The organism is Prevotella pectinovora (assembly GCF_000834015.1).
Lineage (GTDB): Bacteria > Bacteroidota > Bacteroidia > Bacteroidales > Bacteroidaceae > Prevotella > Prevotella pectinovora.
On record NZ_JXQI01000055.1, the window covers coordinates 129,925 to 143,905 of the forward strand.

At 51.2% G+C, this 13,981-nt stretch carries 10 protein-coding genes, 1 tRNA gene and 1 pseudogene; 4 read left to right on the top strand and 8 right to left on the bottom strand.

Features of this window, described 5'->3' with window-relative positions; all coding sequences use genetic code 11:
• Positions 1-260: 260 nt before the first annotated feature.
• On the top strand, positions 261-1,292 hold the full coding sequence (gene ruvB, locus ST42_RS06725; RefSeq protein WP_042519782.1) for a Holliday junction branch migration DNA helicase RuvB: 1,032 nt from the start codon (positions 261-263) through the stop codon (positions 1,290-1,292).
• A 16-nt stretch (positions 1,293-1,308) separates the two neighbouring features.
• On the opposite strand, the gene ST42_RS06730 is transcribed toward ruvB, so the two are convergent.
• The 3 genes from ST42_RS06730 to ST42_RS06740 all read right to left on the bottom strand — a co-directional run bounded on the left by ST42_RS06730 (position 1,309) and on the right by ST42_RS06740 (position 6,612).
• On the bottom strand, positions 1,309-2,097 hold the full coding sequence (locus ST42_RS06730; protein ID WP_044072924.1) for a CPBP family intramembrane glutamic endopeptidase: 789 nt from the start codon (positions 2,095-2,097) through the stop codon (positions 1,309-1,311).
• Between the two features lie 261 nt (positions 2,098-2,358).
• A complete protein-coding gene (ribF, locus tag ST42_RS14485) occupies positions 2,359-3,927 on the bottom strand; it encodes a riboflavin biosynthesis protein RibF (protein WP_082028602.1) in 1,569 nt (522 codons plus the stop codon).
• A 57-nt stretch (positions 3,928-3,984) separates the two neighbouring features.
• Complete coding sequence (locus ST42_RS06740) at positions 3,985-6,612, bottom strand: calcium-translocating P-type ATPase, PMCA-type (RefSeq protein ID WP_044072925.1); 2,628 nt, start codon at positions 6,610-6,612, stop codon at positions 3,985-3,987.
• A 238-nt stretch (positions 6,613-6,850) separates the two neighbouring features.
• Between ST42_RS06740 and ST42_RS06745 the strand changes: the two genes are divergently transcribed.
• Positions 6,851-6,924 (top strand) — tRNA-Ile (locus tag ST42_RS06745).
• 55 nt (positions 6,925-6,979) lie between these two features.
• Positions 6,980-7,326, top strand: a pseudogene (locus tag ST42_RS06750) (nucleotidyl transferase AbiEii/AbiGii toxin family protein); the annotation flags it as partial.
• A 243-nt stretch (positions 7,327-7,569) separates the two neighbouring features.
• Here the strand turns inward: ST42_RS06750 and ST42_RS06755 are convergent.
• From ST42_RS06755 to coaD, 3 genes are read right to left on the bottom strand one after another with little or no spacing between them, the layout of a single operon-like run.
• Positions 7,570-8,964 (bottom strand): DUF4421 family protein, encoded by a 1,395-nt coding sequence (locus ST42_RS06755; RefSeq protein ID WP_082028603.1) that lies wholly within the window; start codon positions 8,962-8,964, stop codon positions 7,570-7,572.
• Positions 8,965-8,984: 20 nt separating this feature from the next.
• Entirely contained in the window at positions 8,985-9,410 is a 426-nt protein-coding gene (gene ybeY / locus ST42_RS06760) for an rRNA maturation RNase YbeY (protein ID WP_022317391.1), read from the bottom strand.
• A gap of 30 nt (positions 9,411-9,440) precedes the next feature.
• Positions 9,441-9,878: a pantetheine-phosphate adenylyltransferase gene (coaD, locus tag ST42_RS06765; protein WP_022317392.1), complete on the bottom strand. Its 438-nt coding sequence runs from the start codon at positions 9,876-9,878 to the stop codon at positions 9,441-9,443.
• A 550-nt stretch (positions 9,879-10,428) separates the two neighbouring features.
• On the opposite strand from coaD, the gene ST42_RS06770 reads away from it, so the two are divergent.
• Complete coding sequence (locus tag ST42_RS06770) at positions 10,429-10,854, top strand: Hsp20/alpha crystallin family protein (protein WP_394358837.1); 426 nt, start codon at positions 10,429-10,431, stop codon at positions 10,852-10,854.
• A gap of 92 nt (positions 10,855-10,946) precedes the next feature.
• Here ST42_RS06770 and ST42_RS06775 read toward each other — a convergent pair whose 3' ends face one another.
• Positions 10,947-12,233: a class I SAM-dependent methyltransferase gene (locus ST42_RS06775; RefSeq protein ID WP_044072928.1), complete on the bottom strand. Its 1,287-nt coding sequence runs from the start codon at positions 12,231-12,233 to the stop codon at positions 10,947-10,949.
• Positions 12,234-12,337: 104 nt separating this feature from the next.
• Positions 12,338-13,948, bottom strand: a complete 1,611-nt coding sequence (locus tag ST42_RS06780; RefSeq protein ID WP_044072929.1) for a calycin-like domain-containing protein — start codon at positions 13,946-13,948, stop codon at positions 12,338-12,340.
• Between the last annotated feature and the right edge of the window lie 33 nt (positions 13,949-13,981).

A 13,981-nucleotide genomic window follows, 5' to 3' on the forward strand; every position in this document is an offset into this window, starting at 1 on the left:
GGTGGACACATTTTTCTGACGAATTATCATTAAAAGTACACACTTTTCCTGACGAATACTTGCCAATGATTATACTTTTCCCAATGAATAATCAAGAAAAGACCACGTTTTTAAGCATAAAATACAAGAAAACACTAATGACCAATTGGGGATACAAAAAAAACAAAATGAGCGCAAGTCTTGGGGAATAGCCTATTTTTTAATATTTTTGCACGAATATGGATGCCGCACATTACGGCAGAGAAACTAAAGACAAGGATATGGACAACGATTTCGATATAAGACAAGAGACATTGTCGTCGGCGGAAAAAGAATACGAAAACGCCTTGAGACCGCTACGTTTCGGTGACTTCAGCGGACAACAAAAGGTGGTGGAAAACCTGGAGGTGTTCGTAGAGGCGGCGAAATACCGCGGCGAACCGCTCGACCACACGCTGCTGCACGGACCGCCAGGACTGGGAAAGACAACGCTCAGCAACATCATTGCCAACGAACTGGGAGTGGGATTCAAGATAACGAGCGGTCCGGTGCTCGACAAACCTGGCGACCTCGCCGGCATACTGACATCGCTGGAGCCCAACGACGTGCTCTTCATCGACGAGATACACCGTCTGTCGCCTGTCGTGGAGGAATACCTGTATTCCGCCATGGAGGACTATCGCATAGACATAATGATAGACAAAGGACCGTCGGCAAGGTCGATACAGATAGACCTCAACCCATTCACGCTCGTGGGGGCCACGACACGCAGCGGACTGCTTACGGCACCGCTGAGAGCGCGATTCGGAATAAACCTGCATCTGGAATATTATGACCCCAAGACGCTGATGCGCATCCTGAAACGTTCGGCAAACATCCTGAAGGTGCCCATCGACGACGATGCGGCAATGGAGATAGCACGACGCTCGCGTGGCACGCCACGTATCGCCAACGCACTGCTAAGAAGGGTGAGAGACTTTGCCCAGGTGAGGGGAACGGGAAAGATAGACACCAAGATATCCCACGTGGCACTGACGGCGCTGAACATCGACCAATATGGTCTCGACGAGATAGACAACAAGATATTGCTCACCATCATCGACAAGTTCAGAGGCGGACCGGTGGGCATCACCACCATCGCCACAGCTATCGGCGAGGATGCCGGCACAGTGGAGGAGGTTTATGAACCGTATCTCATCATGGAGGGATTCATAAAGCGCACACCACGAGGCAGAGTGGTGACAGAACTCGCCTTCCAGCATTTCGGCAGAAACCTGACATTCGGAAATCCTGCAGAACCGTCGCTGTTCTGACGGTTCTGCAATCGGGTCAGCCCCGTCTTGCCGTGCGCGTCACCAACTGATAGAGCGCCGGCAGGAGGATGAAAAAGGAGAATATGATGGCAAGTCCCATCCGACGGTGGTCGCCGCCGAACAGATCCGTCATCCGCACATCTGACATTTGATGTGGCATAAGGCGAATCATGAGATATGCCACCGTATTGTTAACCCAATGGCATAGCACTCCCGGCACGATGCTACCCGTACGACTGTATATCCAACCGAGGAAGATGCCGACAAAGAAAGCGTATGGCATCTGGGCGGGGTTCATATGGATCAGGGCGAAGAGAAAGGCCGAAATGACTATCGGCAACCATGTCTTGCCCTTCATCACGGAGAGCAGCGTGCGCAATATCGCCCCGCGGAATATCATCTCCTCCACAAGCGGAGCGAAGAGGCATATCGTTACATAGCCGAAATTGCTGCCTACAAGCAGCGTCAACTCATCTTCCACAAGATTCGGCAGCTCTGGCATCGCCTCTTCGAGAAACGCCATGGGAATGATGGAGCCCAGAGTGAAAACCACTGTCCAGAACAACACGTCCCAATGTTTGCCTCGCACATAATCGGGCGACAGCGGACACCACTTCAATCTATAGAACATCACGAAGAGCACTATACTGTATACCGCCGAAGTGAGCACCAGTTCGGTGGCCTTGTCGGCTGCCGGGCCGGTGATGAGACGATACAGTGGGGGTATCATGAATCCTGCTACCACCTGGATGATTACACCCCAAAGGAGATAGGTGAACACGTCTTTATTCTTTGCTTCTTTCATATCGGGAAATCATTTGTTTTTCTTTTTTCTAATACAAACCAGTAGTCAATAATCCCAAATCGGCCATTAGGACTTGCTTGTATTTTGGAATTTTAGAAGAGTGGATTTTGTTTGTCTTTTAATGAGTAATAGCGAGCTATTGCGAATTAAAAACAAGCAAAAGACGCCTTATAAAAAACAAAAGACTGCAAGCAGTCATTAAATATTTCTATAAACGTCCTAATGACCGATTGGGGATAATGACCGTTGGGTGGGTATCCATCATCCCAAGAGGTCGAGCACCTGCTGGCGGTCGGATTGCAACTGGCGCATCAGCTCCTGCTCAGAAGCGAACTTGCGCTCAGAACGGAGCCGCTTCACGAAGCTTACGCTGATTTCGCTGCCGTAGAGATCGCCATCATAACCGATGATGTGCACTTCCAGAGTGGTGGTCTCACCGTCGAAAGTAGGACGGCAGCCGATGTTCATCATTGCCGGCCTTTCCTTGCCGTCGCCCACATTGGCTGTCATGACATATACTCCCGGTGCGGGAATCATGGTGCGGACAGACGAAGGGTCGATGTTTGCCGTGGGGAAACCCATCCTCCTGCCCTCTTTCACTCCTCCAACGACCTTGCCTCGCAACGCATAGCGATATCCAAGGCATTTGGCGGCAAGGTCTACCTCGCCACCGGAGAGGAAGGTGCGGATGACGGAAGAACTCACGTTGACTTCGTTGAGGACGAGAGCCTTGGCGCGTATCACCTCAATGCCGATCTGCTTGCCGAATGCCACATAGTCGTCGAAACCTTCAGAACGGTTATGACCGAAGCGGTTGTCGTAGCCTATCACGAGATACTCCACACCGAGACGGTCTTTCAACACCATGCGCATGAAGTCGAAAGCCGAGAGCGACGCCGTTTCTTCGTTGAAAGGCAACACCTCGCAGCGGTCAACGCCTGTGGCACGGATTCTCGCCACTTTCTGGTCGAGCGTACTGAGCATCTGCGGCATATAGTCGCTATGCAACACCTCACGAGGATGCTTGTCGAAGGTCACTACAACAGACTGCAGTCCGTGTCGCTCTGCTACTTCCTTCACCTGGTCTATAAGATAGCGGTGACCACGATGTACACTGTCGAAAAAACCGATGGTGGCAACAGAGCCTGCACCGTGACAATGATTGGTGACGGACTCTCTGCCAACAGAGTTTTCATCGTCTGGCGAGAGGATATCGAGCCACTCGTCGCCATGTGTGACATGCAGCGTGCGGATGCCGAAGGCTTCTGCCGCCTTGCAGTTGGCAAGGGAATCGTCAACGAAGAGCGTCTCCTCTGCCACGGCTCCCGTCTCCTGGAGCAACGTCTCGAAAATCCGCGGGTCAGGTTTCACCATTCCCATATTATACGAGATGAATGTCTTGTCGAAATAATACTCCGGACCATGGCCTGAGAGCGGGAAGAAATGTTCCACCGCCTTGTCCCAATGCACGGAGTTACTGTTGCTGAGCATATACACTTTGTGGGTCTTGTGCAGACGTTCCACCGCCCTCATGCGCCTCACCGGGATTTGCTGCAGCAGTTCGCCCCAGGCATAGCGTATCTCCTCATTGCTGGCTTCACAGCCTGGAGCACGGCGGCGAATCTCATCGCAGAACTCCTCCACACTGATCTTTCCCAGTTCCAGATCGAGAAACATGTCTGCCTGCTTGCATTCATCCACATAGCAGGAAATCTTGTGGGCACCGATAGCGTTGAGGGCCTCGATGCACTTATGCCTGTCGAGGTCTACCAAGACGCAACCGAAGTCGAAGACTATATTCTTTATTCCGTTGAGTATATCGTTTTTCATCACTGATTGTTTATTTCTTTATCCAAATCGGTCATTAGGAATACCACATTAAACGGCCTAATGACCGTTTTTGGTTATCAATCTCGCCACAAGGCGCCATATCTCTCCTGCCCACAGCACAAGGGATGTGGCTGCCACCACATACACCCAGTCGAGAAGCGAGAGAGGCACCGTGCGGAACATCTTTCCGCCGAAGGTCACTATCACCCATTGTCCCACGAACACCACGACGAGTATACCTGTGAGCACCTTGTCATGACACAGTCCGCGGAAGGCGGAATGGTCGGTGCCGAGCGCCTTGGCATTGAAGAGGTTCCAGAACTGCAGCATGACGAAGGCGGTGAAGAACATCGACAGTTCGTGTGTCTGCATTCCTCCGCCCGTGTTGAAGCAATGGATGAGATATATGAACATCACGGCAAACATCGCCACACCGATTCCCATTATGCCTCTCACCATAGAGTGATTTATGATGAAATCGGACTGCTGCCGCGGTTTGTCGTCCATCACATCCTTTGTTGGCGGCAGTGAGGCGAGTGCCATGGCGGCGAAGGTGTCCATGATGAGGTTGACCCATAGAATCTGAGTCACCGTAAGCGGCAGTTCGGTGCCTATCACCGCTCCTCCGAGAACAAGCAGCAAGGCTGCCACATTGACCGTGAGCTGGAAGAAGAGGAATCGCTGCAGGTTCTTATACAGCGACCGTCCCCACATCACGGCATTGACGATGCTTCCGAAGGAATCGTCGAGCAGCGTCATGTCGCTGGCACCCTTGGCTACACTGGTTCCGGAACCGAGTGAGAGTCCCACATGGGCATGGTTGAGGGCAGGGGCATCGTTCGTTCCGTCTCCGGTGACGGCGACCACCTGACCGTGTTTCTGAAGCATAGCCACAAGGCGCTGCTTGTCGGCAGGACGGGCACGACACATCACCTTGAGACCGACAACGCAGTCATAGGCCTCATCATCAGAGAGGGCGGCGAAGTCGGGACCGGTTATTACGGCGTCGGCGGCCGACTCCTCGTTTATTATTCCAATCTGGCGGCCTATCTCACGGGCAGTAGCGGCTGTGTCGCCAGTCACAATCTTAACTTCTATTCCGGCTCTTTGGCATTCTGCCACAGCACCAGGCACATCGCTGCGAATCGGATCGGAAATGCCCACAATGGCCTGTGCCTGCAACTGCCCTATATGCATGGCGGCACGCTCCGCATCGGCTGGCGTGGCATCAGCCGGCAGCTCTCTGTAGGCAAAGGCAAGGGTGCGCATTGCCTTGGTCTGCCACGAGGTGAGCCTGCCGGATATCTCATCCGCTTCCTCTCCGGCAATCCGGCAAGCGGCGAGAACTATCTCCGGCGCTCCCTTTACGAAGAGGTATTTATGGTTGCCGAGGCGTGCTGCAGTGGCCATGTACTTGCGTTCGGTGGAGAATGGCAACTGGTATATGATATCCTCGGCATGGCGAAGCTTACGGTAGTCCTCTCCCTCTCTGTCGAGCCACAAGAGGAGCGCCACTTCTGTGGGATTGCCGATTCCCTTGGTGCCTGCCTCCGTATCGAGATGAGCCGTGGTGTTCAGGGCGAATGCCTTGGCGAGGAGGTCGTCGCTGCCATACAGTTTCCGGATATCGGCAACCTGCATGCGGTTCTCGGTGAGCGTACCGGTCTTGTCGGTACATATCACGGTGACGGCTCCCATCGTCTCACAGGCATGAAGCTTTCTCACGAGGTTGTTGCTCTTGAGCATCCTGCGCATATTGAGGGCGAGGGCAAGGGTGACTGCCATAGGGAGCCCTTCGGGAACTGCCATCACTATCAGTGTCACCGCCATCATGAAATAGCGGAGCACGATCTCTGCCATGCGGAAATAGTCGTCGCCTCGCCACACGCTGTCGGTAACGACATCATGGACGAGGAATATCAGGAAGGCTGCAACGGAGATGCCGATGCCGAATTTGCTGACGAGCTTTGCCAGCTTGTCGAGCTGCACGTTGAGGGGTGTCTTCACCGATGTCAGTTCGGTACTGCTGCGTGCCACCTTGCCTATCTCCGTGGCGTCGCCCACTGCAGTGACTCTGTATGTGGCGCTGCCGTTCATCACCATAGTGCTGCGGAGCAACATGTTGCAGGGATAAGTGGCATCATCTGCGGTTGACGATTCGAAACCGGCTACGCTCTTGGTGATTATCGGTTCTCCCGTCAGCGACGACTCGTCCACCTGCAGACTCGATGCTCTGACGAGGAGTCCGTCGGCAGGTATCTCATCGCCTACTTCCACCAATACGATGTCGCCGACAACAATGTCGCGACGTGCCACTTCCACCACCCTGCCCTCTCGGCACACCTTCACGGGCTGCTCTTCGCTGAGGGCGGTGAGCACATTGAATTTCTTCGCCGCATCTCGCTCGAAGATGAAGCCAATGGTTGTGGCAAGGAAGATGGCAATGAATATGCCTATCGTCTCTACAAAATCACCATCCACGAATGCCAGCACGAGGGATATCACCGCAGCCACGAGGAGAATCCGGATTATAGGGTCCTGGTATTTCTCCATATACAGTTTCCACATGCTCACCGGTTTTGGCGGCGTGAGCACGTTCTCGCCATGCTCTCTGCGGCTCTGCTCCACCTGGCTGGCAGAGAGGCCGCCAACGGTGACGGCGTCTGTATCTAATGTTTCTTTCATAATGTTTATGTCAATAATGCCGAAACGCAGTTTATCCGATGCTTAGGCAATGCAAAGGTAATAAAAAGACAATGATTAGTGACTTCACCACCAATCCGCCCACCGCTTTTTATGTATATTTTGCAAAAAAAGACAGGACAAGAAGCCTGCGAATATCTTTTTTTGCGATAAAATTTGGAATTTAGACAAAAACTTCTTACCTTTGCAGTCGCAAACTTGACCACTTAAGTGTCAAGCCGGGCTTTTAGCTCAGTTGGTTAGAGCAACAGACTCATAATCTGGAGGTCCTAGGTTCAAGCCCTAGATGGCCCACTTGCAACAGAAAGCAGTTACGGATTCCGTAGCTGCTTTTTTTGTTTTTAATGAAATGCTTTCGGGCTATGACATAACGACGGACAGCAAAAGCGGAATGCTATTTTTGAGGTCAACCAGCAGATTGTTCTTGCAGGTCTTTATAATGGTGTTTTTTTCAACGAAGCTGCTTTCTACGGTGGAACTTGTCTGCGCATATTCCATGGATTGCAGCGTTTCTCAGAGAATTTGGTTTTTTCTCTTCTTGCTCCTAACGATAATTTTGAATTTACGCAATATTTTCAGCCTATAGTCGACATATTCGCTATGGTCGGCAGAGAGGTTGAAATAAAAAAGAAGGACAAAAAAAAGAATTTTGGCAAGGTGGAGTCTGCATTTCTGAAAGACAACACAGATGTATATCTTTGTTAAACCCAAAACGGTCATTAGGCCGTTTAATATGGTATTTCATAACTGCTTGCAGTCTTTTGCTTTTTATTAGGCGTCTTTTGCTTGTTTTTAATTCGCAATAGCTCGCTATTACTCATTAAAAGCCAAACAAAATCCACTCTTATAAAAACACAAAATCCAAGCAAGCCCTAATGACCGATTTGGGTTAAAGGATAGTTTCCTATTGTCATCTGTTGTTGATTACAAGCTTCTCCATCAGAATCTGAAGCCAAAGAACATCCTCAGCCGCCATTTATTTCTGTGGAGCTGCAGGTGGGCATCGTCGCCGGCAACGGAATAGTTGTATATCGCTGTGGCTCCGGCAAACTTGTTGCGCCAGGAATATACCACGGCAGCACGGCCGGTGATGATGACTGAAGGGAAATGATACTCCATACTGTTACGATAGGTATATGAGCCGGTAGAGGAATCTGTTGATTCATCGGCAGAGACGTCCGGAGAGGCAGAGGCGGCAGAGGCGCTCTGACCGGCGGCTGGTGCAGCTACAGAGGTGGTTGTAGCGCCATCGCTGATGGCGGCATCAGCAGCGGCGGCAGATTCCTCGCCGGTGGCTGAAATCCGGGTCTTGGTGTAGTCATGGGAATATATGGTGACGGTGGGCAGGGCGGAGAGATGGAAGAGCCAATGGCGGTATACAACGAGGTTATAGGCATATCCTCCACCAACGGCAAACTCGTTGAGACGGATGGTCATATCTTTCATCTCCGTCTTCGACCCGTCGAAGCTCGCCCCTATCATCCAACTGCCGGCGCTGCGCTTCTGCACATAGCTCTGGCTGAAGGCGGCAGGGAATGAGAAGCGGCGACTGTTGAAGGCGTAATAGAAATTGAGGTTCAGGGCATTCTGCGACACCTGTCCCCTACCCACGTCCACTCGCTTGCCATCAACATAGCGGTGGCCATGAAAGGTCTTCGACGACAGATACACCACATCAAAGCCATAGCGGTTGCTGTATGAATTGAGGTTGAACTCATAGTCCTTGTTCTTTCCGGCGAGTTTGGCAGGATTCACAGAGAGGCTGAGCCCCAGTCCGCGATATGCCGCCGCCACACTGAACGTGCCCCGGCAGTCTGCCATCACATGAGTACGGCGCTCCAAAGCATCCGTCTTCGTCACGGTCTGCATGTCGGCACCCGACAACACACCAGTAAGCTTCACCGTCCACCGTGCATCAGGACGGGCGATGTATGTCGTGTCATATTTTATCTTGTTGTATTTGGCAGCCAGGAGGGAGTCGCCGCGGAACAGGAGCCTGTCGTAGCGCTGCATGCGCGCCTGGCGCTTGTGGTATTGTCTCAGCAGTCGTTGTTTCTTCTTCTCGCCCATATTGCTGCGGAGCACCCTGTCAATGAAGAGGGAGTCAGCCCAGCGCAGCATCTGACCTCTGTCAGCCGACTGCCGGAGCTGGAGTCTGAGACTGTCGGCAATCTGCAGTTTTTCTCTGAATGTCTTGCGTTGTTTCTTCTTTTGGGCGAGGGCGGTTGCCGGTGTCATAAGCGACAGTACGACGAAGAGCAGTATCACTTTGATGGTTGCGATACTGCTCACGGGAACTATTCTTGATGATATTCTTTGTGGAATTCTTTGCATATCCTTTGATATACAGGTTGTCAACGCTTCATTTCCTTCAGCAGCGCCAGTGCCTTGTTCTCGGCAGCTTCCATGATCTCGCGCTCGCCGGGACCTTTGTCGTTGATGCCGCAGAGATGCAGGATGCCATGGATTATCACGCGGTGAAGCTCGTCGTCATATTCCTTGCCGAAGAGTTCGGCATTCGAGCGCACCGTGTCGAGCGAAATCACTATATCACCGCTCACCACATCATCCTCGTCGTAGTCGAAGGTGATGACATCCGTATAGTAGTCGTGACCGAGATATTCGCGGTTCACCTCCAGAATCTTCTCGTCGTCAACGAACATATATCCTATATCGCCCAACCGACGCTTGTATGAAGCCACTACAGCCTTAATCCAAGCCGTCGTCTCGCGCTTCTTTATCTTTGGCATTGCTATGCCCTCTGAATCGTATGAAATCATAATCAGAAAATTTATTGTTGTCCGTTTTTGTCAGGGCAGGAATCGCTTCACGTCCTTTCCGAAGTGTGTCAGCTCCCTCACCACGCTCGAGCTGATGCTCTCCATTCCGGCTTCGGCAAAGAAGAGCACCGTCTCTATTCCCGTTAGCTGCCGGTTGATATCCGCCTGCTCACGCTCATATTCGAAGTCCTTCACGCTTCTCACTCCCTTTATGATGAACTCCGCTCCCTCGCGGCGGGCGAAGTCTACGGTGAGGTCGTTATACTGCTTCACCTCTATCTTCTCCTCCTCTTTGTATATCTGGCGTATTGTTTCCACGCGCGTTTCCGTGGTCTGCATGTATTTCTTGCGTTCGTTGTAGCCCACTCCTATCACGATTTTGTCGAAGAGCGGCAGAGCGCGTTTCACGAGCGAGTCATGGCCTATGGTATAGGGGTCGAAGCTGCCCACGAGTATTCCTATTCTCATATCTGTATATTTGCAATGGTATGATTCCAGTCCTAATGACTGATTTGGGTTATATCGTTGCAAAAGTAATATATTCATTTTTCTAATGCAAGAAAAACGTTGTCATTTAACCCGAATCGGCCATTAGGGCGTTTGGGAAGAAAATAAAATTGAATATCTTATAGTTGTAATTATTCAGTGAACCCTAATTAATAGCAAGCCCTATTTATTATCATCCAAATTTCCCCCCACGTCATAGATAAAATCCAAAGAATATAGTTTATAATTCTGCAGTCAGCGACATAATGTCAGAGAACGGTTAATATTTTTAAACTTTTCTGACGATTTGTCAAGCCACAATAGTCATAATGACAAAATATGTAAGCGGCACAGGAATTGCATCTCCATTAGCGAAGGCTGAAAACCGAAGGCGGAAGGATTCGAAAGAAACCTGAAGCCGAGAGGAGAAAGCCGATGAAAAGACTGCTGGTCAAAGCCGATGAAAAGAGGCAGAGATCAACGGAAAAAACAGATAAATAAAAAACTAAAAATAAAAATGGAGGTATTTGATATGTTACCAGTAATGAACAGAAATCTTTGGATGCCAGAAGAGTTTAATGACTTTTTCGATACTGACTTCATGCCACGTGTAAGTGCTACGGCACCGGCAATCAACGTTAAGGAAAGCGAGAAAGACTACACAGTGGAACTCGCCGCTCCTGGACTGACAAAGGATGACTTCAATGTCAATATCGACAACGACGGTAACCTGCACATCAAGATTGAGAACAAGAGCAACAAGAAGGATGAGGACAAGAAGAGCCACTATCTGCGTCGCGAATTCTCATACAGCAAATACGAGCAGACATTGCTCCTTCCTGACGATGTGGAGAAAGACAAAATCGCTGCCAGCGTAAACCATGGCGTATTGACCGTAGAACTTCCAAAGCTCGTGAAGGCAGAGGAGAAGACAGCACGTCAGATTGAAATCAAATAAGGCGTGAGAGAGAAGTAAAGCATAGAGAAAGGAGAATGTTTTAGATTACATAACCCCACATAGTTGGTGTTGGTTAAGTGAAGGCGCTTGCCCTATTGGGCAGGTGCCTTTTTCGTTATTATCAGCACATGGCGCGAGTCGGCAAGCGTGGTGGCAAAGATATACGTGTCGCCACCGTCTTTGATCTTCAGCTTCTTGCGCAGGTCTGCCACTGAGAGAGGGAAGTTCCTCACGGCGACGTTTGCCCTGGCAATGCCTGAGAGAGCCTGCCGCAACGCCTTCTTGTTGAGTTCCGTAACGGCACACACCTGGAACCGTCTGCCGGGGAAAGCCTCAACGAGACTTTCAGAAAGGAAGAGATGACTGTTTTGAGCCACCTGCGGCATCCCGTATCTCGCCGAAAGCATGGCGAAACAGCCTGCCTTCATTATTGATGCGTTAGGCTCATAAATCCAGACTCCTGGCTGCAAAAGGGCGGCAGAGGAAGAGAGACTGGCAGATGGAGCAGCAGAGGACGGGAAACCGCAAGAAGGCGTACCGCTGAAGTCGTCGTCTGTATATTCCTCTGAAACATAATGCCATGCGCCATCGGCATGCGGATGGCAGTCAACGCAATATACCCGCAATTCTGCCGCAGCGACCTGGCAGTTACCACCGGCAGAGAGCACGAGCAGGAGTTCCTTGCACTCGTTCTTCACGGAGATAATATGCACCTCAGAAACATTGCCGAGGTCTGCCACCGCCTTGTGCCAGTCGAGCATCGGTGACAGCTTCACCACCACATAGTCGGCATGAGCAAGAAGCTCACCCTTGAGCGCCACCACATCCGGTGTGCAGTCGGCGATGGCGAAGGTACGTCCGCCATGGTCGTCGCGGCGTGCCGGGTCGATGAATATCGTCGTGGCATTGGGCATGTTTAGCAGATATTCCTCGGTGTCGCCACAAACGATTTCCGCATCCTTCACGCCGAGCAGCGGCATGTTGTGGGCCACCACCCTACAGAGCGTCTCCTGCCTCTCCACATACGTCTTGTGGCGGAAGCCTCTCGACATGAAGGAGAAGTCCACTCCGAATCCTCCCGTCAGGTCTACGTGTCTTTCTGCATTGCCGTCAGCCAGACGCTCAGCCAGTCGCTGCTTGTATACGGCAGTAGGCTCCGACGAACATTGTTCCATGGATAGATGCGGCGGGAATACCAGTCCGTCGGTGTCTGCCCATGAAGGCAGTTTCCGTCGTGCCGCCTGCCATCCCGCAATCTGTTCCAGTGCGTATGCCATGTCAACGCCATCGGGTCTTGACTTGAGGGCGAGCTGGCGCACGTCGTCGGTCTTGTGTATGGATATGAACGAGAGGGTCTCGCCGTTGGGTATCAATGTCATATCAATATGTATTCTTGAGTAAACGAAAAGGCTCCGTGCCTTCCCTTTGTGTAGAATGCCCGGAGCCTTGTCTTTGTGTATGTATGCAGTGAAAAGCTATGCCATTATTTCTTCACCACCTTCACCATCTTGCCGTCAGCAGTCTTCACAACGTATATGTTGCCGCTCTGCATCTTGCTCACCTGCTGTCCGCTAACGGTGTAGATCTTGGTAGCGTGGATGTTCTGGTCCATCTTGGTCTCTACTGTAGAGATGCCGTTGGTCACCTTTCCTTCCTTGATGTCAACAGTGTAGCGAGTGATGTTCTTGCTGTCGGCAGAAACCACGGTGATTGTAGCCGTAGAAGCCTTAGGGTCGGTAGAAGAACGCTCTACTCTCTTAGTCACAGTAGCGCCGGCGCCGGCTGTCACCTCAATCATGTCTACAGTCATCTTCTTTGAAGCAGGCACCTTAGAGTAGTAGTATGTTCCAGGTTCGAATCCGTTGATTTCCTGTCCGTCAATCTTGATGGAGCTGAGCTGTGAACTGTACTCGAGTTCCACGTCGTCTACATAGAGCTTGTCGTCAGCGCTTCCCTTACCAGGAGTAGCGTTTGTAGAGATGGTCACGAGGATAGCGTTAGGGTCGGCACCGTTAGCTACGTAAGTATCATAGTCGAACGGAATTGTGATCTTCTGCCACTCGTCCTTGCTCTCGATGGTCTTGTTCTGAGCCTTTGCCACTACATTTTTGTATTCTGTTCCCTCTGCCTCTGGATCCTGATACTTCTTGCCGTCGGTGATCACCGCGCTGATTGTGGCATAAGGATAGTCTTTGGCGAGGTCGCCGCCGCCCTGCTGGAACTTCACCCACACGCTGATAGCGTCCGGCTTGGCGTCTACAGTAGCATAGAACGGATCGCCGTTGGCGTCGAGTGCCTCGTTGCTGAAATCGAGGAATGCGTGGTTGCCGGTGTTTGCAGCCTGTGCAGCACCTGCGTTCATCTGTCCTGTAGTGATTGTTCCGTTAGGAATCTGTCCGAAAATAGCCTCACCTGTCGTGATGAGCACACTCTTCTTTCCTGTAGTTCCGGGACGAGTTTCGTTGCTCTCCTCTGTGTGGACAGCTCTCTTCACCATTGAAGCCAGCGTACCGGTAGCTGTCATGAACGAATGCCATGCGTTTGGCTCCTGGCTTGTTGCAGAACCGGCTGTGGCTGTATGGAATTTCTCGAAGCCAGAGTTAGGAATCTGTCCGATGGTATAGTCTTCGTCACCGAGAGTGAGCTTCAGCGAGCGTCTGATAGCCTTGAAAGTATCGATGATGAGGTTGCCATAGAACTTGCCGCCGCGGATTTCTCCGTTGAAGTAAGCCTGCAGCTTGCCGCCGTTGAGGGCAGTGTAGCCAGGACCCTGCCAGCTGATATTCGTGTCGTCGCCTTCAACGATTTCGATGTCCTGAACAGAGCGCAGGATGGTATATACGCCGGCGTTTGTCATAGGAACGTTCTCGATAACGATGTTTCCTACTGGCTGCTCCTGCATATAATACTCGTATTTCACGTTCTTGATGGTCACGGTGCATGTGCCGTCGCCGTTTGGCTGAACCTGAACAGTTGATTTAGGATACTTCTTGGATCCGGAACCGGCGTTGATGTCCAACGTGGTCACATAGTCGGTTGCCTGTGCTGTGAGTGCTGCGGCAGCCAGGATGAATGAAGATAATAATTTTTTCATGTGTAGTATTATTTTAACGATTAAATGATTTCT

Bases quoted from the DNA above. Each gene is read 5' to 3' on its own strand.
- ruvB (WP_042519782.1), top strand. From the start codon at position 261: ATGGACAACGATTTCGATATAAGACAAGAGACATTGTCGTCGGCGGAA.
- ST42_RS06730 (WP_044072924.1), bottom strand. From the start codon at position 2,097: ATGAAAGAAGCAAAGAATAAAGACGTGTTCACCTATCTCCTTTGGGGT.
- ribF (WP_082028602.1), bottom strand. From the start codon at position 3,927: ATGAAAAACGATATACTCAACGGAATAAAGAATATAGTCTTCGACTTC.
- ST42_RS06740 (WP_044072925.1), bottom strand. From the start codon at position 6,612: ATGAAAGAAACATTAGATACAGACGCCGTCACCGTTGGCGGCCTCTCT.
- ST42_RS06755 (WP_082028603.1), bottom strand. From the start codon at position 8,964: ATGCAAAGAATTCCACAAAGAATATCATCAAGAATAGTTCCCGTGAGC.
- ybeY (WP_022317391.1), bottom strand. From the start codon at position 9,410: ATGATTTCATACGATTCAGAGGGCATAGCAATGCCAAAGATAAAGAAG.
- coaD (WP_022317392.1), bottom strand. From the start codon at position 9,878: ATGAGAATAGGAATACTCGTGGGCAGCTTCGACCCCTATACCATAGGC.
- ST42_RS06770 (WP_394358837.1), top strand. From the start codon at position 10,429: ATGTTACCAGTAATGAACAGAAATCTTTGGATGCCAGAAGAGTTTAAT.
- ST42_RS06775 (WP_044072928.1), bottom strand. From the start codon at position 12,233: ATGACATTGATACCCAACGGCGAGACCCTCTCGTTCATATCCATACAC.
- ST42_RS06780 (WP_044072929.1), bottom strand. From the start codon at position 13,948: ATGAAAAAATTATTATCTTCATTCATCCTGGCTGCCGCAGCACTCACA.